This window comes from Actinoplanes sp. NPDC049118, assembly GCF_040648555.1.
GTDB lineage: Bacteria > Actinomycetota > Actinomycetes > Mycobacteriales > Micromonosporaceae > Actinoplanes.
Genome location: NZ_JBEZDY010000032.1, coordinates 30,720 through 51,249, shown reverse-complemented (window position 1 = coordinate 51,249; position 20,530 = coordinate 30,720). Strand labels below are relative to the sequence as shown.

At 72.0% G+C, this 20,530-nt stretch carries 18 protein-coding genes and 1 pseudogene; 13 read left to right on the top strand and 6 right to left on the bottom strand.

From position 1 onward, the window contains the following. Positions 1–179: 179 nt before the first annotated feature. Complete coding sequence (locus AB0B58_RS35950) at positions 180–1,493, bottom strand: HAMP domain-containing sensor histidine kinase (RefSeq protein WP_360233607.1); 1,314 nt, start codon at positions 1,491–1,493, stop codon at positions 180–182. Between the two features lie 104 nt (positions 1,494–1,597). Next, on the bottom strand, positions 1,598–2,287 hold the full coding sequence (locus AB0B58_RS35945) for a response regulator transcription factor (protein ID WP_360233459.1): 690 nt from the start codon (positions 2,285–2,287) through the stop codon (positions 1,598–1,600). Between the two features lie 88 nt (positions 2,288–2,375). On the opposite strand from AB0B58_RS35945, the pseudogene AB0B58_RS35940 reads away from it, so the two are divergent. Both AB0B58_RS35940 and thrS read left to right on the top strand, forming a co-directional pair. Then, a pseudogene (locus AB0B58_RS35940) lies at positions 2,376–2,789 on the top strand (ADP-ribosylglycohydrolase family protein); the annotation flags it as partial. 59 nt (positions 2,790–2,848) lie between these two features. Continuing rightward, the gene (thrS, locus tag AB0B58_RS35935) at positions 2,849–4,843 is read left to right on the top strand and encodes a threonine--tRNA ligase (RefSeq protein WP_360233456.1); all 1,995 of its coding nucleotides are present in this window, start codon (positions 2,849–2,851) and stop codon (positions 4,841–4,843) included. Positions 4,844–4,888: 45 nt separating this feature from the next. Here thrS and AB0B58_RS35930 read toward each other — a convergent pair whose 3' ends face one another. Then, positions 4,889–5,878, bottom strand: coding sequence for a hypothetical protein (locus AB0B58_RS35930; RefSeq protein WP_360233453.1), 990 nt, complete (start codon positions 5,876–5,878; stop codon positions 4,889–4,891). A gap of 163 nt (positions 5,879–6,041) precedes the next feature. Here AB0B58_RS35930 and AB0B58_RS35925 point away from each other — a divergent pair, with 163 nt between their 5' ends. Beyond that, positions 6,042–6,524 carry an HIT domain-containing protein gene (locus tag AB0B58_RS35925; RefSeq protein WP_360233604.1) on the top strand — a complete coding sequence of 161 codons (483 nt, stop codon included), beginning with the start codon at positions 6,042–6,044 and terminating at the stop codon, positions 6,522–6,524. Positions 6,525–6,641: 117 nt separating this feature from the next. Here AB0B58_RS35925 and AB0B58_RS35920 read toward each other — a convergent pair whose 3' ends face one another. Beyond that, positions 6,642–8,792 (bottom strand): elongation factor G-like protein EF-G2, encoded by a 2,151-nt coding sequence (locus tag AB0B58_RS35920; RefSeq protein ID WP_360233450.1) that lies wholly within the window; start codon positions 8,790–8,792, stop codon positions 6,642–6,644. A gap of 241 nt (positions 8,793–9,033) precedes the next feature. On the opposite strand from AB0B58_RS35920, the gene pgsA reads away from it, so the two are divergent. The 7 genes from pgsA to AB0B58_RS35885 all read left to right on the top strand — a co-directional run bounded on the left by pgsA (position 9,034) and on the right by AB0B58_RS35885 (position 14,917). After that, positions 9,034–9,666 carry a phosphatidylinositol phosphate synthase gene (gene pgsA, locus AB0B58_RS35915; RefSeq protein ID WP_360233447.1) on the top strand — a complete coding sequence of 211 codons (633 nt, stop codon included), beginning with the start codon at positions 9,034–9,036 and terminating at the stop codon, positions 9,664–9,666. Beyond that, positions 9,663–10,568 carry a phosphatidylinositol mannoside acyltransferase gene (locus tag AB0B58_RS35910; RefSeq protein ID WP_360233444.1) on the top strand — a complete coding sequence of 302 codons (906 nt, stop codon included), beginning with the start codon at positions 9,663–9,665 and terminating at the stop codon, positions 10,566–10,568. The genes pgsA and AB0B58_RS35910 overlap by 4 nt, the downstream gene beginning before the upstream one ends. A 14-nt stretch (positions 10,569–10,582) precedes the next feature. Next, on the top strand, positions 10,583–11,737 hold the full coding sequence (locus tag AB0B58_RS35905; RefSeq protein WP_360233441.1) for a glycosyltransferase family 4 protein: 1,155 nt from the start codon (positions 10,583–10,585) through the stop codon (positions 11,735–11,737). A gap of 34 nt (positions 11,738–11,771) precedes the next feature. Continuing rightward, entirely contained in the window at positions 11,772–12,302 is a 531-nt protein-coding gene (locus AB0B58_RS35900; RefSeq protein ID WP_360233438.1) for a hypothetical protein, read from the top strand. Between the two features lie 160 nt (positions 12,303–12,462). Then, complete coding sequence (gene pdxS, locus AB0B58_RS35895; RefSeq protein ID WP_360233435.1) at positions 12,463–13,371, top strand: pyridoxal 5'-phosphate synthase lyase subunit PdxS; 909 nt, start codon at positions 12,463–12,465, stop codon at positions 13,369–13,371. A 157-nt stretch (positions 13,372–13,528) separates the two neighbouring features. Beyond that, the gene (gene pdxT, locus AB0B58_RS35890) at positions 13,529–14,137 is read left to right on the top strand and encodes a pyridoxal 5'-phosphate synthase glutaminase subunit PdxT (protein ID WP_360233432.1); all 609 of its coding nucleotides are present in this window, start codon (positions 13,529–13,531) and stop codon (positions 14,135–14,137) included. Between the two features lie 24 nt (positions 14,138–14,161). Beyond that, positions 14,162–14,917, top strand: coding sequence for a YebC/PmpR family DNA-binding transcriptional regulator (locus AB0B58_RS35885; protein ID WP_360233429.1), 756 nt, complete (start codon positions 14,162–14,164; stop codon positions 14,915–14,917). Between the two features lie 45 nt (positions 14,918–14,962). Here the strand turns inward: AB0B58_RS35885 and AB0B58_RS35880 are convergent, their stop codons facing one another. Both AB0B58_RS35880 and AB0B58_RS35875 read right to left on the bottom strand, forming a co-directional pair. Next, positions 14,963–17,395 (bottom strand): excinuclease ABC subunit UvrA, encoded by a 2,433-nt coding sequence (locus tag AB0B58_RS35880; RefSeq protein ID WP_360233426.1) that lies wholly within the window; start codon positions 17,393–17,395, stop codon positions 14,963–14,965. A 176-nt stretch (positions 17,396–17,571) separates the two neighbouring features. After that, a complete protein-coding gene (locus tag AB0B58_RS35875) occupies positions 17,572–18,138 on the bottom strand; it encodes a hypothetical protein (RefSeq protein ID WP_360233423.1) in 567 nt (188 codons plus the stop codon). A gap of 162 nt (positions 18,139–18,300) precedes the next feature. On the opposite strand from AB0B58_RS35875, the gene ruvC reads away from it, so the two are divergent. The 3 genes from ruvC to ruvB are packed head-to-tail and all read left to right on the top strand — an operon-like array spanning position 18,301 to position 20,494. Continuing rightward, positions 18,301–18,831, top strand: a complete 531-nt coding sequence (gene ruvC / locus AB0B58_RS35870; RefSeq protein WP_360233420.1) for a crossover junction endodeoxyribonuclease RuvC — start codon at positions 18,301–18,303, stop codon at positions 18,829–18,831. Continuing rightward, positions 18,828–19,430 (top strand): Holliday junction branch migration protein RuvA, encoded by a 603-nt coding sequence (ruvA, locus tag AB0B58_RS35865; protein WP_360233417.1) that lies wholly within the window; start codon positions 18,828–18,830, stop codon positions 19,428–19,430. Before ruvC ends, ruvA begins: the two co-directional genes overlap by 4 nt. Beyond that, a complete protein-coding gene (ruvB, locus tag AB0B58_RS35860) occupies positions 19,427–20,494 on the top strand; it encodes a Holliday junction branch migration DNA helicase RuvB (RefSeq protein ID WP_360233414.1) in 1,068 nt (355 codons plus the stop codon). Before ruvA ends, ruvB begins: the two co-directional genes overlap by 4 nt. Positions 20,495–20,530: the final 36 nt, after the last annotated feature.

The window sequence follows — 20,530 nt, the reverse complement described above, 5'->3', positions numbered from 1 at the left end:
GGGTGGCCCTTCCGGCCCAGGGTGTGGGGTCGTGCCGTGGGATGCGGACCGGAAAGCCGGATGGGACCGGGACCGAGCGTGCCAGCCCTGGGGCGCCAGGGGAACGCCTTTAATACAGATCTAAGCATTTGTTGTACCGTCCGGGGTGTTTCGCGTGGGCGGTGCGTCGCGGCCGTTTCTCACGTCTCGTCCGTGCGTTGATGCGGCCACTTACGCTTCACCGGATCGCGTTCCCGGGCCAGCCGCCCGACCAGCCCGAAGCGGCTCGCCTGCTTCGGCGAGGCCTCTGCGTCGGCCAGCAGCATCACGACGCTGGCCCCGCCCATCGCGGCCCGGTCGAGGCTCACCGAGCCGCCGGTCGCCTGCGCCGCCCGCCGCGCGATGTCCAGGCCGAGGCCGGTCGAGCCCTGGTCGCTCTCGCCGCGACGCAGGGCCTTCTCCGGGTCGTCGATGCCCGGCCCCGCGTCGTCCACCCGGACCGCCACCCATCCGTCACGACGGGAGATGCCCACCTCGAAGGCCGTGCCCTGCGGGGTGTAACGGAACACGTTGCCGAGGACGGCGTCGAGCGCCGCGGCCAGTTCCGCCCGCGCCACCGGCACCGGGATGCGCAGGTGGGCGCCGACCACCCGGTACTGGCGGTCCTGATCGCCGGCGAGCGCCGACCAGAAGACCATCCGGTCGCGGACCACCTCGCTCGCGTCGCAGACGCCCTCCTCGGGCGCGGCGAGCTGGGCGGCGACGGCCTGCCGGGTGGTGTTGATCAGCTGGTCGACCTCGGCCTCGAGGGTGACGATGGCCTGCCGGATCCGCCGTATCCCGCGCCGGCGGTCCAGCTCGGCCGCGGAGTACTCGCCGATGTGGGTGTCGTCGGGGTCCAGCGCCTCGGCGTCCAGGCGCAGCACCGTCAGCGGCGTCCGCAGCCGGTGCGAGAGGTCGGCGACCAGCTCCCGCTCGCTGGTGCGCGACGTGACCAGCCGGTCGGCCATTCGGTTGAACGCGTACCCGGCCTCGGCCAGCTCGCGCGGGCCGGACGGGTGGATGCGCACGCCCAGGTCACCGCCGCCGACGGCCATCGCCGCCTGGACCAGGTTGCGCACCGACGCGACCGCGCCCCGGGCGAGCCGGTCGACCACTATCACCGAGCCGATGACCAGGCCGAACATGATGCCGAGCAGGATCCACAGGTCGCGGGCGGTGCCCGCGCTCAGCTCGTCGTCGCTGACGAAGACCTCGACGACCGACGTCTTCTCGCCGACCCGGGCGGGCTCGAGCACCACCAGGCCGCCGTCCACGTCGATCACGAGGGGTTCGGTGCCCTTGGCCGCGTCGAGGACGTCGTCGGCGCCGGCGCGGGTGTTACCGGTGGCGCCCGGCGCGTGCACGATGAGCCCGCCGCCCGCGCCCGCTACGGCGGCGTCGAGCGCCTTCTTGTTCGCGCCGGAGACGACCGCGCCCGCGACCTTGGCGCTGCGCTGCTCGGCGGCGGAGATGGCCTGGTCACGGTGGTCCTGACGCAGCTCCCAGCCCAGCGGGACGAGGAACGCGAGTGCGGCGATGGTGGTGGTGGCGGCGCTGACGTAGGCCAGCCGCGCCCTCAGTCCGGCGCCACCAACCGGAATCCGACCCCCCGCACGGTGCGCAGGTAGCGAGGCTTCGCCGCGGACTCGCCCAGTTTCCGACGTAGCCAGTACAGATGCACGTCGATCGTCTGGTCCTCGCCGACTGACGGCTGTCGCCATACCTCCTCCAACAGCTCACGACGCGAGACGACCCGGCCCGGTCGGGCGGCCAGGTAAGCCAGCAGGTCGAACTCCTTGCGGGTCAGTGCCAGCGGCTGCTCCGCCAGGCTGGCGCTGCGTTCGCCGATGTCCACCCGCAGCTCGCCGACCTCGTGCACGGCGGGCTGGGTGGTCCGGCTGGCCCGGCCGACGCGGCGCAGCACCGTGGTGATGCGCGCGTCCAGGTGTGCGCCGGTGAACGGCTTGACCATGTAGTCGTCGGCGCCGGCCCGGAGCAGGCGTACGACCGTCTGCTCGTCGTCACGCGCCGTAGCGATGATGATCGGGATGTCGGTGATGCCGCGCAGCATCCGCAGCGCGTCCGAGCCGTCCAGGTCGGGCAGGCCCAGGTCGAGCACCACCAGGTCCGGGGTCTCCGCGGCGACCCGGCGCAGGGCGTCGAGAGCCGTGCCGACGGCGTGCACGGCGTGCCCCCGATCGGCGAGCGATCGGAGCATTGCACCGCGCACGACGTGGTCGTCCTCGACGAGCAACACCGTGGCCATGCGAAGAAGGTACTGCCCTTGGCAAGCCACGCCGAATTCGTCATTGAGGGGCAGCGATCAAGCACGGAGAGTAGTCATTTCCGGGGGCATGCCCGCGCCGCCGTGGCCCCGGACCGACGACACCGAGGAAGCCTGCTGCCTCGTCGCCGTCCTGACCGACAGTGACGATCTCGACCTCGACCGGGACCGCTTCGCCGGCCTGCTCGGTACCCGTTTCGACGCATACCGCGGCTACGGCCCGGGCGCCGTGGTCATGCTCCGGCGGATCCGCGGGGGCACACCGTGGCGGGTCGCCGCCGCGGCCGCCTTCGACGGGCAGGGATCGGCCGGCAACGGCGCCGCCATGCGGGCCTGCGCAACCGGCGGCGGGGACGTCGACACGACCGCCGCCATGGCCGGTGGCGTCGTGGCCGCGTACGCGGGTGTCGATGGGATTCCGGTGGACTGGCCGGCCGCACGCGAGCCGCTGCCGAAATGGGTGGCCGCGTCGCGCGAAGGGTGAGCAAATGGACCTACTAGCATCGTTGTCGACCCCGCATTTCCAATGAATGGAGAATCACCGTGTCTGCACCCCGTACCCATGCCGTGGCCGACGCCCTAGTCGTCCCGGCCGGGACCACGGCGGCCGACGCGGTGGCCGCCGCCGGCCTGCCCGCCGCGGGCCCGAAGGCGATCGTCGTCGTGCGCGATCCCGCCGGCCGGCTCCGCGACCTGAACTGGGTGCCGGAGCTGGACACCGAGGTCACCCCGGTGCCGCTCGACTCGCCCGACGGGCTCAACGTGCTGCGCCACTCGACCGCGCACGTGCTCGCGCAGGCCGTGCAGGACGTCTTCCCGGAGGCGAAGCTCGGCATCGGACCGCCGATCGAGAACGGCTTCTACTACGACTTCGACGTGGCCAAGCCGTTCGTGCCCGAGGACCTGGCGAAGCTTGAGAAGCGGATGCAGGAGATCGTCAAGTCCGGCCAGACCTTCCGCCGCCGCGAGTACGGCTCGCTGGACGAGGCCAAGATGGAACTGGCGAACGAGCCGTTCAAGCTGGAGCTCGTCGACATCAAGGGCGAGGTGGACGACGCCGAGGTGATGGAGGTCGGCGGCGGCGAGCTGACCCACTACGACAACATCGACAAGGACGGCAAGCGCGTCTGGGGCGACCTGTGCCGCGGCCCGCACCTGCCCAGCACCCGGCTGATCGGCGCGTTCAAGCTGATGCGCAGCGCGGCCGCGTACTGGCGGGGCAGTGAGAAGAACCCGCAGCTGCAGCGGATCTACGGCACCGCGTGGCCGACCCGCGACGAGCTGAAGGCGTACCAGAAGCTGCTCGAGGAGGCCGCCCGCCGCGACCACCGCAAGCTCGGCGCCGACCTCGACCTGTTCTCCTTCCCCGAGGAGCTGGGTTCCGGCCTGCCGGTGTTCCACCCGAAGGGCGGCATCATCCGCCGCGAGATGGAGAACTACTCGCGGCGCAAGCACGAGGAGGCCGGCTACTCCTTCGTGAACACCCCGCACATCACCAAGGGGCACCTCTTCGAGACCTCCGGGCACCTCGACTGGTACGCGGACGGCATGTTCCCGCCCATGGAGATGGAGGGCGCGAACTACTACCTCAAGCCGATGAACTGCCCGTTCCACGACCTGATCTTCCGGTCCCGGGGCCGGTCCTACCGCGAGCTGCCGCTGCGCATGTTCGAGTTCGGCACCGTCTACCGCTACGAGAAGTCCGGCGTCGTGCACGGTCTCACCCGGGTGCGCGGCATGACCCAGGACGACGCGCACATCTTCTGCGGTGAGGATCAGCTGGAGGCCGAGCTGACCTCCCTGCTCACCTTCGTGCTGCAGCTGCTCAAGGACTACGGCCTGGACGACTTCTACCTGGAGCTGTCCACCCGCAACCCGGAGAAGTCGGTCGGCACCGAGGAGAACTGGGAGATCGCCACCGAGACCCTGCGCCGGGTCGCCACCGAGTCCGGCCTGGACCTGGTGCCGGACCCGGGCGGCGCGGCGTTCTACGGCCCGAAGATCAGCGTGCAGGCCAAGGACGCGATCGGCCGGACCTGGCAGATGTCGACAATCCAGCTCGACTTCAACCTGCCGGAGCGCTTCGAGCTCGAGTACTCGGCGGCGGACGGCACCCGCAAGCGGCCCATCATGATCCACCGGGCGCTGTTCGGCTCGATCGAGCGCTTCTTCGGCGTGCTCACCGAGCACTACGCGGGTGCGTTCCCGGCCTGGCTGGCGCCGGTCCAGGTGGTCGGCATCCCGATCCGCGACGACCACGCCGACTACCTGGGCGAGTTCGTGGCCCGGCTCCGCAAGGAGGGCATCCGCGCGGAGGTCGACTACTCCGACGACCGGATGCAGAAGAAGATCCGCACCGCGCAGCAGCAGAAGATCCCGTTCATGGCGATCGCCGGCGACGACGACGTGAACGGCGGGACCGTCTCGTTCCGCTACCGCGACGGTTCGCAGCGCAACGGGGTGCCGCTGGACGAGGCCGTGGCGCACGTCGTCGAGGTCGTGAGCTCGCGGGTCAACACCGGGCCGTCCGCGGCCTGACAGACCGCAGCGACCGGGGGTACGGGCGCAGCGCCCGTGCCCCCGTCAGCTCAGCGGTGGGATCCAGGAGTCCGGGTCGGCGCAGTCCCCGATGGTCATCTGCTCGACGAGCCGGTCCAGTTCCGCGCGCGGCAGGGTCGCCTCGATCGTGACGACGCAGCGTTCCGCCTGGACGGTGAGCCGCCTGCCCTCGTCGTACCAGGCTTCGAGGCCGCCGCTGCGGGTCGCACCCGTCAGCGTGGCGCGGCGCCGGTCCCATTCGGCGTCGCGGGGTGCGATGAGGACGGTGAGGTCCAGCCCCTGCGGCACCTGGGCGTATACGCCCGCGCCGGTCGGCCTGCGGGTGGGCGCGCTCAGGCCGATCGCGGACGGCCGCCGGTCGATCTGGTGGTCGGGGGAGCGCACATAGGTCAGCTGCAGTCCCGCCGGTAGCCCGGCGCCGAGGCGCACCGGCATCCGCAGGTCGCGGGGCGGCCCGATGCGGGCGGCCGAGGCCAGCCGGAGCAGGCCGGCGCGGTCGACGGCCGCGCCGGCGGTGGCGAGGGCCGGGTCGGCGTAGACGACCACCCAGAGGCCGGACGGGTCCGGCCGGCCCACCGCCGGTGTGCGCCACGGCTTCGCGTCGCCGGCGGTGTGCTCGGGGAAGACGAAGCCCGGCAGATAGAACGCGCCGTTTACCCGTTCGCCGGCGCTGAACTGGCCCTCGTCGAGGGTGCCCGGCGGGAACGCGGTCACCTCACCGCCGTAGACGCCGTCCTGCCTGCCGCTGAAGGCCAGGTCCTGCACGGTCAGGCTCTGCCGCCGGCCGTCGCTGACCCCGGAGGTCACCAGGTATCCGGCCGTCGGGTCGAGGTCGAGCGTCAGCTGCCAGGGCCGCCGCCCGGCGTCGGCGACGGCCGGGCGTGCCGGTGCCTCGTCGTCGTCGCGCATCCGGATCACGCCGATCGCCACCGCCGCGGCGCAGGCGACGAGCGCCACCACCGCGAGCGTCGTCGGCGAGACGTCCCGCCGTCCCTGAGTATGCGTTCCACGCATGGTCGTCCACCTCGCATAGATCGCCGCCACTCTATGACGCATGTCGATGTCTCGCGCACGCGGGCGGCGCCGGCGGGACAGGCCTTAGGGTGGGAGGGTGAGCGACGGTGGGGAACGTGCTGGGGAGCCGGACGGCCTCGACCGTCTCTGGACGCCGCACCGGATGGCCTACATCACGGGTGAGGGCCGCCCCGAGGGCGGCTACGAGAAGCCGGCGGGCTGCCCGTTCTGCGTCGCGCCGGGCCTGCCCGAGGGCGAGAGCCTGGTGGTGGCCCGCGGCGAGTTGGTCTACGCGGTGCTCAACCTCTACCCGTACAACCCCGGGCACCTGCTGATCTGCCCGTACCGGCACGTCGCCGACTACACCGAGCTGACCGGGGCGGAGTCCGCCGAGGTGGCCGCGTTCACCCGGCGGGCGATGCTGGTGATCCGGCACGCGAGCAGCCCGCACGGCTTCAACCTCGGCATGAACCAGGGCTCGGTGGCCGGCGCCGGCATCGCCGCGCACCTGCACCAGCACGTGGTGCCGCGCTGGGGCGGCGACGGCAACTTCATGCCGGTCATCGGGCGGACCAAGGTGCTGCCGCAGCTGCTCGGCGACACCCGGGCGCTGCTCGTCAAGTCCTGGGCCGAGGCCGCCGACTAGCCCGGGCCCGGGGTTCCGGCCGGTGCGCCGGACAGCGCGCGGACCCCGGCGGCGATCTGCACGAGGCGGCCAACGCCATCGAGCTGCCTTCCCACCCGATGGCGCCGGCCGTCCGAGCTACCTTGCGGCGTGCTCCTTGCGTACCGCGTCGGCCAGGTGTGCGGGCATCGGCTCGTGCCGGGCGTACGCCCGGGTGAAGGTGCCCGAGCCGGAGGTCAGGGCCCGCAGCTCGACGGCGTAGCGGACCAACTCGGTGGCGGGCACCTCGGCCCGGACCAGGCTGTGCTCGCCGTTCTCCTCGGCCTCGGTGCCCAGCGGGCGCCCGCGGCGGCCGGACAGGTCGCTCATCACGGCGCCGACGTAGGTGTCCGGCACCCGCACCACGATCTCGTCCACCGGCTCGAGCAGCGTGACCTGGCCCTGCTCGGCCGCGGTGCGCAGGGCCAGCGCGCCGGCGGTCTGGAACGCCGCGTCGGAGGAGTCGACGCTGTGCGCCTTGCCGTCCACCAGCGTCACCCGCAGGTCGACAACGGGGTAGCCGGCCACGATGCCCCGCTCGAGCTGCGCCCGTACCCCCTTCTCCACCGACGGGATGTAGTTGTGCGGCACCGCGCCGCCAACCACCCGGTCCACGAACTCGAAGCCGGCGCCGCGGGGCAGCGGCTCGACCTCGATGGAGCAGACCGCGTACTGGCCGTGGCCGCCGGACTGCTTGACGTGCCGGCCGTGGCCCTTCGCCGCCGCGCCGAAGGTCTCGCGCAGCGAGACCTTCACCGGCTCGGTATCCAGCTCGACGCCGCCCGAGCGGAGCCGGTCCAGGACGACGTCGGCGTGCGACTCGCCCATGCACCAGAGCACCAGCTGATGGGTGTCCTGGTTGCGTTCCAGGCGCAGCGTCGGGTCGCCGGCGACGAGCCGGGCGAGGTTTCTGGCCAGGGCGTCCTCGTCCGAGCGGGACTTCGCCACGACCGCGATCGGCAGCAGCGGCTCGGGCATCGTCCAGGGCTCCATCAGCAGCGGCTTGTCCTTGCCGGAGATGGTGTCGCCGGTCTCGGCGCTGCCGGACTTGGTGATCGCGCAGATGTCGCCGGCCACGCAGGACGCCACCTCGCGCAGCTGGGAGCCGAGCGGGGAGTAGACGTGCGCGATGCGTTCGTCGGCGTCGTGGTCGGCGTGGCCGCGCTCGGCCAGCCCGTGCCCGGAGACGTGCACGGTCAGCTCGGGGTGCAGCGTGCCGGAGAAGACCCGGACGAGCGAGACCCGGCCGACGTGCCGGTCGATTGTCGTCTTGACCACCTCGGCCACCAGCGGGCCGTCCGGGTCGCAGGTGAGCGGCGGTCGCGGGGTGCCGTCGACGCCGGTGACCACGGGCAACTCGTGCTCGAGCGGCGTGGGCGCGCTGCTGACCAGGCCGTCCAACAGGGCGTCGAGCCCGACCCCGGTCGCGGCGCAGACCGGGATGACCGGGTAGAAGTTGCCCCGGGCCACGGCCTTCTCGAGGTCGGGGACGAGCGTGTCGGTGCTGATCAGCTCGCCCGCCACGTACCGGTCCATCAGGGTCTCGTCCTCGCTCTCGGCGATGATCCCCTCGATGAGCAGGTCGCGGTCGTCCTTGATCGGGTTGAGGTGCTCGGGCTCGGCCTCGCGGGCCTGCGGCGGATAGCCGGCCGAGTAGTCGAGCACCCGCAGGGTGACCAGCCCGAGCAGGCCCACGACGGACTGGCCGTCGTCGCCGAGCATGGGCTGGTAGATGGGCATGACGTTCTCGCCGAACGCCTCCTGGCAGTCCTGCAGGGTGCCCTCGTAGTCGGCGCGCGGGTGGTCCAGCCGGGTGATCGTCACCGCCCGGGGCATGCCGATCGCCGCGCACTCCTCCCAGAGCACGACCGTGGCCTCGTCCACGCCGTCGACCGCCGACACCACGAAGACGGCGGCGTCCGCCGCGCGCAGGCCGGCCCGCAGCTCCCCGACGAAGTCGGCGTAGCCGGGCGTGTCGAGCAGATTGATCTTCACTCCGTCGTGCACCAGCGGCGCGCACGAGAGCGAGACCGACCGCTGCTGGCGTACGGCGGCCGGATCGTGGTCGGTCACCGTGGTGCCGTCCACCACCGTGCCCGCGCGCGAGATGGTGCCGGTCGCGGCGAGCAGTGCCTCGATCAGCGTCGTCTTGCCCGCGCCGGAGTGGCCTACCAGCACCACGTTGCGTACCCTGCCGGGCTCTGTCACCACCGCCGCGGTGAGCCCTTTCTCCTGGATCTTCTGCGTCATCTGCGACGCCCTCCTGTCGGCAGCCGGTCGGCGCCCATTCTCCCGGAACCCGGCACTCGGCCGGACCCGGGCGGGCAGCCCTCAGTGTTCCCTGGCTGTTGCGTCCCCGTCCTTGGATCTGACACCCAGCGCAGTCACCGCCGCAACCCTTTGTAGTCCTGAACCGGCCTTTGTGACGATCCGGCGACGCGTGACGCAGGCCGTACCCCTTGCGGTCGGGCGCCGTTATGGTGGGACGGCCATGGCAAAGATCGTCAGCGTGCCCGCGCGCGCCCTCGTGTCGTACGTCCTCAACCCCGCCGCCCGCTTCCTGCTCCGCATCGGCGTCACCCCCAACGTGGTCACCGTCGCCGGCACCGTCGGCGTACTGATCGGCGCGCTGGGCTTCGGCGCGCGCGGCGAGCTCTTCTGGGGCACGGTGATCGTCACCGCGTTCGCACTCACCGACGCCCTCGACGGGACGATGGCCCGCATGCGCGGCCCGTCCGGCAAGTTCGGTGCCCTGCTCGACTCGTCGATGGACCGGCTCGCCGACGCCGCCGTGTTCGGCGCCGTCGCCTACTACCTGGCCGGCCTGGGCAATCCGTACGGTGGCCTGGTCGCCGCGCTGATCTGTCTCGCCGCCGGCCAGGTGGTCTCCTATGTCAAGGCCCGGGCGCAGAGCCTCGGGCTGGACGCGGACGTCGGCATCGCCGAGCGCCTCGAGCGGCTGCTCATCGTCGGCGTCGGCGGCCTCCTGGGCGCCGCCGGCCTGGAGTGGGGCCTGCCGGCCACGCTATGGTTCCTGGCCGTGCTCTCACTCATCACGGTCCTCCAGCGCCTGGTACACGCCGCGAAATCGGACAAGGCCCCCGTCACGGGTGAGCCGGCGTGACCTCCCGGCGCGATCGGCTGACCGAGCTGGGCTACGCCGCCGGCTGGCGCCTCGTCCGGATGCTGCCGTTGCCCGCGGCCCGGGCCCTGTTCAACGCCGGAGCCGACCGGGCGGCCCGGGGCAACGGCCCGGGCACCCAGCGGCTGCGCCGCAACCTGCGCACCGTCTGCGGCCCCGACCTGCCGGAGGCCGAGCTGGACGAGCTGGTGCGGGCGGGCCTGCGCTCGTACGCGCGGTACTGGATGGAGGCCTTCCGGCTGCCCTCGCAGCGCAGGGAGGACTTCCTCACCGACTTCCACCTGCAGGACGCCGACGAGTTCAACGCCGTGCTGAAGGAGGGCAACGGGGTCGTACTCGCCCTGCCGCACGTCGGCAACTGGGACGCCGCGGCCGCGTGGGTCGTCTCGAACGGCTGGAACCTGATCACCGTCGCCGAGCGGCTCAAGCCCGAGGGCGTGTTCGAGCGCTTCGTCGCGTACCGCGAGAAGCTCGGCATGGAGGTGGTCCCGCTCACCGGCGGCGAGCGCCCGCCGCTCGACGTGCTCGCGGAGAAGGCCACCCAGGGGTACGCGGTCGCGCTGCTCGCCGATCGCGACCTGTCCGCGCGCGGCGTCGAGGTGCGGTTCTTCGGCGGGCGCACCCGGATGCCGGTCGGGCCGGCCCTGGTGGCGCTGCGGACCGGCGCGCCGCTCTACGCGGTCGACCTGTGGTTCACCCCGACCCAGACGGTCGGGAAGATACGCCGCATCGAGCTGCCGGACCCGGCCGAGGGCGCGCTCGACCACCGGGTACGGGTGACCACCCAGCGGCTGGCCGACGCGTTCGAGCTCGGCATCGCGGCGCATCCGCAGGACTGGCACATGCTGCAGAAGATGTGGCTCGACCAGAACACCCGGGGCTGAGGGGCGGGGCCGGCGTGCGGATCGGGATCGTCTCGCCGTACTCGTTCGACGTGCCGGGCGGCGTGCAGAACCACATCGTCGACCTGGCCGAGGCCCTGATCGGTCTCGGGCACGAGGTGAGCGTGCTGGCGCCCGCCGACGAGGACGCCGACCTGCCGCCGTACGTGGTGGCCGCCGGACGGGCGCTGCCGCTGCCCTACAACGGCTCGGTGGCCCGGGTCTCGTTCGGGCCCCTCTCCACCGCCCGGGTCCGCCGCTGGCTGGCCCGCGGCAGGTTCGACGTGCTGCACGTGCACGAGCCGCTGACGCCGAGCATCGCCCTGCTCGCGGTGCTCTCCGCCCGCGGCCCGGTCGTGGCGACCTTCCACACGGCGATGATCCGCTCCCGCGCGCTGTCGGCGGCGCAGGGCATGCTCCAGCTGGTGGTCGAGAAGATCACCGCCCGCATCGCGGTCAGCGAGCTGGCCCGCAAGGTGCAGGTCGAGCACCTCGGCGGCGGAGCGGTGGAGATACCGAACGGCGTCGCGGTGGCGAAGTTCGTCGCGGCGCAGCCGCTGCCGGGATGGCCCGGAGCGGGCGGGACGCTGGGCTTCCTGGGCCGCTTCACCGAGCCGCGCAAGGGCTTCGACCTGCTGCGTACGGCGTTCGTCTCGCTCGCACGCGAACGGGCCGGCCTGCGGCTGCTCGTGGCCGGGCCGGGCGAGCGCGCCGAGCTCTTCGACGGCATCCCACCGGACCTGCACGACCGGGTCGAGTTCCTGGGCCTGGTCAGCGAGGCGGACAAGGCCAGGATGCTGCGCAGCGTCGACATCTACGTGGCGCCGAACACGGGCGGCGAGAGCTTCGGCATGATCCTCACGGAGGCGATGGCGGCCGGCGCGGCGATCGTGGCGAGCGACCTGGACGCCTTCCGCCGGGTACTCGACGGCGGCCGCGCCGGCGCACTCTTCCCGACCGGCGACGCGGCGGCGCTGACGGCCCTGCTCGCCGGGCTGCTGGACGATCCGGACCGCCGGGCGGCCCTGGCGGCGGCCGCCGGCGTCGCGGTCGAGGCGTTCGACTGGCCGAGCGTGGCCGACCGCATTCTCGAGGTCTATGCCGCGGCGATCGAGGCCACCGACGGACGGGTCTTCGACGAGGAGTGGGCCGGGCCACGGGCCGGGGCGTAAGCCCGGCGAAACGGATCGTCGCTACGATGCCCGCATGTGGTGGGTCTTGGGTGTGCTCGCGGTGGCGGCCGCTCTGTCGGCGTACCTGGCCTGGACCGCACACCGGGTGGAGCGGGTACACGTCCGCGCGGCCTCGGCCGGCCGGGCCCTGGACGCACACCTGCTGCGCCGCGCCGCGGCGGCCGCGGTGGTGGCGGAGCACACGGGTTTCGTCGAGCTCTACGCGGCGGCCCGGCTCGCGCTGGACGCCGAGCAGGACGAACGCGAGGTCGCGGAGAACGACCTGACCCGGCAGCTGCAGTCGGTCCGGTCGACGGCGACGGACGCGGCGACGCACACGCTGGTTGCGACGAGCAGGCGGGTGGCGCTGGCCCGGCAGGTGCACACCGACCTGGTCCGCGACGCGCTGACCGCCCGGCGGCGCCCGCTGGTCCGGCTGCTGCGGATGGCGCGCGGCTACGAGCGGCCCCGCTACTTCGAGATCGCGGACCCGACCCTGGCGGAGCCCGCGGCGGCGATGCGCGGCCCGATCCCGGAACCGCCGGTCCCGGTCGAGGCGGCCTGAGGACGACACCCCGGCGGTCGTCCGGGAATGTCGCGTTACCGCATGATCGTCGGATTTCCGCGGCCGGGTAAGCAGGCCACCGTGGGGTTGATTGGCCATCGGCGGCCCGCGTGGACGCGCCTAAAATCGGGGCAGTCCACCCACCTTGAGGAGTTTCGCTGTGTCCAGCTCGGAGAGCGCGCCCACGTCCGTCACCGGTACCGCCCGCGTCAAGCGGGGGATGGCCGAGATGCTCAAGGGCGGTGTGATCATGGATGTGGTCAACGCGGAGCAGGCCAAGATCGCCGAAGATGCCGGCGCCGTGGCCGTCATGGCGCTCGAGCGGGTGCCCGCCGACATCCGGGCGCAGGGCGGCGTCTCGCGGATGAGCGACCCCGACATGATCGACGGCATCATCAACGCCGTCTCGATCCCGGTGATGGCCAAGGCCCGGATCGGGCACTTCGTCGAGGCGCAGGTGCTGCAGTCGCTCGGCGTCGACTACATCGACGAGTCCGAGGTGCTGACCCCGGCCGACTACGCCAACCACATCGACAAGTGGGCCTTCACGGTCCCGTTCGTCTGCGGTGCGACCAACCTCGGCGAGGCGCTGCGCCGGATCACCGAGGGCGCCGCCATGATCCGGTCGAAGGGCGAGGCGGGCACCGGCGACGTCTCCAACGCCACCACGCACATGCGGACCATCCGGGGCGAGCTCCGCCGGCTGACCTCGCTGCCCGAGGACGAGCTGTTCGTCGCGGCCAAGGAGCTGCAGGCGCCGTACGAGCTGGTCAAGGAGGTGGCCGCCGCCGGGAAGCTGCCGGTGGTCATGTTCACCGCGGGCGGCATCGCCACCCCGGCCGACGCCGCCATGATGATGCAGCTCGGCGCCGAGGGCGTGTTCGTCGGCTCCGGCATCTTCAAGTCCGGCAACCCCGCGCAGCGCGCCGCCGCGATCGTCAAGGCCGTCACGTTCCACGACGACCCCGACGTGATCGCCAAGGTGTCGCGCGGCCTGGGCGAGGCAATGGTCGGCATCAACGTCGACGAGATCCCGCAGCCGCACCGGCTCGCCGAGCGTGGTTGGTAAGTCACCAAAAGATCAAATTCGGCTGTCGTGCCTGGTTGCATGGTGCTGACCGTCGCTCCCGCCGAGGCCGGGCGCAGGGCCCCATGGAGCTGTCGCTCCAGAACGGGACCCTGCGCCCTTCCTGCTGCGTGAGTGGCGAAAACCTTTTGAGGGGTTCATGAACATCGGAGTGCTCGCCCTCCAGGGCGACGTGCGGGAACACCTGTCCGCCCTCGCGGAGAGCGACGCCCTGGCCCGGCCGGTGCGCCGGCCCGAGGAGCTCGAGGAGGTCGACGCCCTCGTCATCCCCGGCGGGGAGTCCACCACGATGAGCAATCTGGCCATCACGTTCGGGCTGCTGGAGCCGATCCGCAAGCGGATCGCCGGCGGTATGCCCGTCTACGGCTCCTGCGCGGGCATGATCATGCTCGCCACGACGGTGCTGGACGGCCGGCCCGATCAGGAGTCGTTCGCCGGCATCGACATGACCGTGCGGCGCAACGCGTTCGGGCGCCAGGTCGACTCGTTCGAGGCAGCGGTCCGGATCGAGGACGTGCCCGGCGACGATTTCCACGCCGTCTTCATCCGCGCGCCGTGGGTCGAGGAGGTGGGCGAGGACGTACGCGTAATGGGCCGCGTCACGTCCGGACCAGCCGCCGGTAGGATTGTCGCCGTTCGGCAGGGGAACCTGCTCGCCACGGCTTTCCACCCGGAGTTGACCGGCGACCTCCGCGTCCACCGGTACTTCGTCGAGCTGGTCCGCCGGGCCGCAGACGACGCTCGTTGACGCGGTAGACCACGGAGGTTTCGCATGTCCGGCCACTCCAAGTGGGCGACGACCAAGCACAAGAAGGCCGTCATCGACGCCAAGCGCGGCAAGATGTTCGCCAAGCTGATCAAGAACGTCGAGGTCGCGGCGCGCATCGGCGGTGGAGACCCGACCGGCAACCCCACCCTCTACGACGCCATCCAGAAGGCGAAGAAGAGCTCCGTACCGAACGACAACATCGACCGGGCGGTCAAGCGCGGCTCCGGCCTCGAGGCGGGCGGCGCCGACTGGCAGACGATCATGTATGAGGCATACGGCCCGAACGGCGTCGCCATGCTGATCGAGTGCCTCACCGACAACCGCAACCGCGCGGCGACCGAGGTACGCACGGCGCTGACCCGCAACGGCGGCGCGTTCGCCGGCGCCGGCTCGGTGAACTACATGTTCTCCCGCAAGGGCGTCGTGATCGTGCAGAAGACCGACGGCGTCAGCGAGGACGACCTCATGCTGGCCGTCCTGGACGCGGGCGCCGAGGAGATCAACGACCTCGGCGAGTCGTTCGAGATCGTCAGCGAGCCGACCGACCTGGTCGCGGTCCGCACGGCCCTGCAGGACGCCGGCCTCGACTACGAGTCGGCCGAGTCCCCGCTGGTGCCGAGCATGACGGTGCCGGTCGACGAGGAGGCGGCGCGCAAGGTGTTCAAGCTGATCGACGTCCTCGAGGACTGCGACGACGTGCAGAACATCTACGCCAACTTCGACGTCTCGGACGAGACGCTCGCGCTGCTCGAGCTGTAGCCCGTGCCGTGCCGCCGCGTCCGGGACGCGGCGGCACGGTGCCGGTCAGGCGCCGGCGCTCCGGCGCCGACGGTTGGGCGCCGCCGGTCCGGCGCCGACGTAGTCCGCCAGGTGCTGGCCGGTGAGGGTCGAGCGGTCGGCGACCAGGTCGGCGGGGGTGCCTTCGAAGACGATCCGGCCGCCGTCGTGGCCGGCGCCCGGCCCGAGGTCGATGATCCAGTCGGCGTGCGCCATGACCGCCTGGTGGTGCTCGATGACGATCACCGACTTGCCGGAGTCGACCAGCCGGTCGAGCAGGCCGAGCAGGTTCTCGACGTCGGCGAGGTGCAGGCCGGTGGTCGGCTCGTCGAGGATGTAGACGCCGCCCTTCTCGCCCATGCGGCTGGCCAGCTTGACCCGCTGCCGCTCGCCGCCGGACAGCGTGGTGAGCGGCTGGCCGAGGGTGAGGTAGCCGAGCCCGACGTCGGCGAGCCGGGCGAGGATGGCGTGCGCGGCCGGCGTCCGGGCGTCACCGGCGCCGAAGAACTCCTCGGCCTCGGTCACCGGCATCGACAGCACCTCGCTGATGTCCTTGCCGCCGAGGGTGTACTCGAGGACCTCGGCCATGAACCGCTTGCCCTCGCACACCTCGCAGACGGTGGCGACCGTCGCCATCACCCCCAGGTCGGTGTAGACCACGCCGGCGCCGTTGCAGTTGGGGCAGGCGCCCTCGGAGTTGGCGCTGAACAGCGCCGGCTTCACGCCGTTGGCCTTCGCGAAGGCCTTGCGGATCGGCTCGAGCAGCCCGGTGTAGGTCGCCGGGTTGCTGCGCCGCGAGCCCTTGATCCCGCTCTGGTCGACCGTCACGACGCCGTCCCGGGCGGCGACCGAGCCCTGGATCAGGGAGCTCTTGCCCGACCCGGCCACGCCGGTCAGGACCATCAGCACGCCGAGCGGGATGTCGACGTCGACGTCCTGCAGGTTGTTGGTGTCGGCGCCGCGCACCTGGAGCACCCCCGACGGCTTGCGCACCGACGGCTTCAGGCGGGCGCGGTCGTCCAGGTGCCGCCCGGTCAGCGTGCCGCTGGCCCGCAGCCCGTCGACGGTGCCCTCGAACACCACCTCGCCGCCCTCGGTCCCGGCGTGCGGGCCGAGGTCGACCACGTGGTCGGCGATCGCGATCGCCTCCGGCTTGTGCTCCACGACCAGCACGGTGTTGCCCTTGTCGCGCAGCTGCAGCAGCAGGTTGTTCATCCGCTGGATGTCGTGGGGGTGCAGCCCGATGGTCGGCTCGTCGAAGACGTAGGTGACGTCGGTGAGCGACGAGCCGAGGTGGCGGATCATCTTGATGCGCTGCGCCTCCCCGCCCGAGAGCGTGCCCGAGGGGCGCTCGAGCGAGAGGTAGCCCAGGCCGATCTCGACGAACGAGTCGAGGGTGTGCCGCAGCGAGGCGAGCAGCGGCGCGACGGACGGTTCCTTCAGGCCCCGCAGCCAGTCGGCGAGGTCGCTGATCTGCATCGCGCAGGCGTCGGCGATGCTGATCCCCTTGATCTTCGACGACCGGGCCGCCTCGGACAGCCGGGTCCCCTCGCAGTCGGGGCAGGTCGTGAACGTCACCGCGCGCTCCACGAAGGCGCGGATGTGCGGCTGCAGCGAGTCGACGTCCTTGGAGAGCATCGACTTCTGGATCTTCGGGATCAGCCCCTCGTAGGTCAGGTTGATGCCCTCGACCTTGATCTTGGTCGGCTCCTTGTACAGCAGGTCGTTGAGCTCCCGCTTGGTGTACCTGCGGATCGGCTTGTCCGGGTCGAAGAAGCCGCAGCCGGTGAAGATGCGGCCGTACCAGCCGTCCATGGTGTAGCCGGGGATGGTGAACGGGCCCTCGTTGAGGGACTTGCTGTCGTCGTAGAGCGCGGTCAGGTCGATGTCGGTGACGGAGCCCCGGCCCTCGCAGCGCGGGCACATTCCGCCGGTGATGCTGAAGCTGCGGCGCTCCTTGACGGTCTGCCCGCCGCGCTCGATGGAGACCGCGCCGGCCCCGCTGATCGAGGCGACGTTGAACGAATAGGCCTGCGGCGAGCCGATGTGCGGCTTGCCGAGCCGGCTGAAGAGGATGCGCAGCATCGCGTTGGCGTCGGTGGCGGTGCCGACCGTCGAGCGGACGTTGGCGCCCATCCGCTCCTGGTCGATGATGATCGCGGTGGTCAGCCCGTCGAGTACGTCGACCTCCGGCCGCGCCAGCGTCGGCATGAAGCCCTGCAGGAAGGAGCTGTAGGTCTCGTTGATCATCCGCTGGGACTCCGCGGCGATCGTGTCGAAGACCAGCGAGCTCTTGCCCGAGCCGGAGACGCCGGTGAACACCGTCAGCCGGCGCTTCGGCAGCTCGACGCTGACGTCCTTCAGGTTGTTCACGCGCGCGCCCTGCACGCGGATCAGATCGTGGCTGTCGGCGACGTGCGGTGCAGCCGACTGCGGGTCCGCCCTCGTGGCCTTGCTCATCGTCTCTCCATCTGTTGGCCCTGACTTGATCTAACCAGCTTCAAGCGGCGCTCCCGGTTCTCGTCCGCGAGCGCTCGAGCCGGAGGTCGGTGAGCGGTGATGCCCATGGCGGCTACGCTACGTGCGGCCTCGGACCGGTGCTTCTCGATTCCTGATCAGTCCGCGGCGCGGCGCCGTCAGCCCGGCGCCGACACCTGGGACATGAACTGGACCAGGTAGCCGATCAGCAGGACGATCCCGCCGCACAGCCGGGCGTACCGCCGCCAGACGTAGCGCCGGTAGGCGTGCACCCACGCGATACCCGCCTCAGCCACCACCTGCGCCTCGGCCCGGGCGGTCGTCGGCAGCAGCGGCGCAAGGCGGCGTGCGACCGTCTCCGCCGGCGGTGCGGCCCGGCGGACCGGCGCGGCGGTGCCGGCCGGGGGCGCCGGCCCGGGGTCCTGCCGGACGACGCTCACCTCGACCGGGTAGATCTGGTCCTCGCGCCACTGCCGGGTGCGGGTGACGAGGCGGCGGTCCAGGTAGTCGGTCCGGGCGTCCCGGTGGCTGATGCGGTTGCGCCAGCACAGGCGGCGCCAGTGGCCGGCGAGGTCGGTCAGTACCTCCGAGTAGACCTCGGGCGCGAAGCGTTCGCCGCCGACCAGGCGGGCCGTCTCGCTGCGCAGGGAGGCCAGCCGCCCCGCCACGAACGCGATGAACTCAGCGGGCGGTTCGTCGTCCATCGGCGGGATGAGGTGTGCCATGGAGACCTCCCGCACCCATGGTCGGCGCCGCCGGCGCCCCCGCGCAAGGAACCGGCCGGTACTCGGAGAGTTTGATCTTCGTCTTGGTCGTGTGTCGGTTGAGGCGGCTCGGACTCCAGGTAATAGGGTGTCGAACACACGTCCGAGTAGAGGGGGCTTGCTTTGCGGGTGCTTGGCATCGACCCCGGCCTGACCCGGTGCGGGGTGGGCGTGGTCGAGGGTGTCCCCGGCCGGCCCGGCAAGCTGATCGGCTACTACGTCGTCTACTCGGAGCCCGACGAGGACATCGCCCTGCGCCTGCTGCATCTCGACTCCTCGCTCGGCGAACTGGTCGCGGAGCACAAGCCGGACAGCGTCGCCGTCGAGCGGGTCTTCAGCCAGCACAACACCCGCACCGTCATGGGCACCGCCCAGGCCAGCGCCATCGCCATCCTGGCCGGGTCGCGGGCCGGGCTGCCCGTGCAGACCTACACGCCCAGCGAGGTCAAGGCCGCCGTCACCGGGTCGGGCACCGCCGGAAAGGCGCAGGTCACCAGCATGGTCACCCGGTTGCTCGGTCTCGATGCGCCGCCGCGGCCTGCCGACGCCGCGGACGCGCTCGCCCTGGCCATCTGTCACATCTGGCGCGGTGGAACCCGCGCCCGCATCCAGGCTGCCGCCGCTTCGGCTCGCAGGGGAGGAGTCCGACGATGATCGCCAGCGTGCGCGGCCTGGTGGCCGCGATCGCCCCGGACAGCGCCGTCATCGAGGTCGGCGGTGTCGGCCTGCAGGTGCAGTGCGCGCCCGCGACGCTCGCCGGGCTCAAGGCCGGCGCCGAGGCCCGGCTGTCGACCAGCATGGTCGTGCGCGAGGACTCGCTCACCCTGTACGGCTTCGCCGACGACGACGAGAAGCACCTGTTCGAGCTGCTGCAGACCGCCAGCGGGGTCGGCCCGCGGCTGGCGCAGGCGGTGCTCGCCGTGCACCAGCCCGAGGTCGTGCGCCGCGCGATCTCCAGCGGCGACATCGCCGCGCTGACCCGGGTGCCCGGAATCGGCAAGAAGGGCGCCGAGCGCCTGGTCCTGGAGCTGCGCGACCGCATCGGCGCCGTCTCGACCGGCGCCGACGGCGTGGCCGGCGCGCTCAGCGGCGGCTGGCAGGACCAGGTACGCCAGGGCGTCGTCGCGCTCGGCTGGTCCGCGCAGCAGGCCGACCAGGCGGTGGCCGCCGTCGCCGAGTCGATCGACGGCGAGGTCCCGGCCGTGCCGGTGCTGCTGCGCCAGGCCATCCGGCTGCTGGGCCGCACCCGATGACCGACGATCCCGGCGACCTGGTCTCCCCGTTCGCGGGCGACGAGGAGCTGGACGCCGAGGCGAGCGTCCGGCCCCGCCGGCTGGCCGACTTCATCGCGCAGCACCGGGTCCGCGACCAGCTGGAACTGCTGCTCAGGGGTGCCATGGGCCGGGGGACGCCGCCCGATCACATCCTGCTCTCCGGCCCGCCCGGGCTGGGGAAGACGACGCTGGCCAACATCGTGGCGGCGGAGCTCGGCACCGGGATCCGGACCACCAGCGGGCCGGTCATCGAGCGTTCCGGCGATCTCGCCGCGATCCTCACCGGGCTCGCCGAGGGCGACGTGCTGTTCATCGACGAGATCCACCGCATCGCCAAGCCGGCCGAGGAGCTGCTGTACAGCGCGATGGAGGACTTCCGGGTCGACGTGATCGTCGGCAAGGGGCCCGGTGCCACCGCCATCCCGCTCGATGTCGAGCCGTTCACGCTTGTCGGCGCCACCACCCGGGCCGGCCTGCTCTCCGGACCCATGCGCGACCGCTTCGGGTTCGTCGCGCACCTGGACTTCTACTCGCCCGCCGACCTCGACGCGCTGCTGCACCGCTCCGCCCGCATCCTCGGGGTGCCGATCACGCCCGAGGGCGCCGCGGAGATCGCCGGCCGGTCGCGCGGCACGCCGCGCATCGCCAACCGGCTGCTGCGCCGGGTCCGCGACTACGCCGAGGTCCGCGGCGACGGCGTCGTCGACGAGGCCACCGCCAAGGCGGCGCTCACCGTCTACGACGTCGATCAGCTGGGGCTCGACCGGCTGGACCGGGCGGTGCTCCGGGCGCTCATCGAGTCGTTCCGGGGCGGTCCGGTGGGCCTCTCCACGCTCGCGGTCGCCGTGGGGGAGCAGTCCGACACCGTCGAGGAGATGTGCGAGCCGTTCCTGGTCCGGGCCGGCCTGCTCGCGCGGACGCCGCGGGGCCGGGTCGCCACCGAGGCCGGCTGGCGGCACCTGGGCCGCAAGCCCCCCGAGGGCAGGGGTGTGCTGCCGAATCAGCCTGACCTGTTCGCCCGGGATGCGGAAACCACGACGTAATGTGAACGTGACGCGTGCCGCCTACGGAGTTCCCAG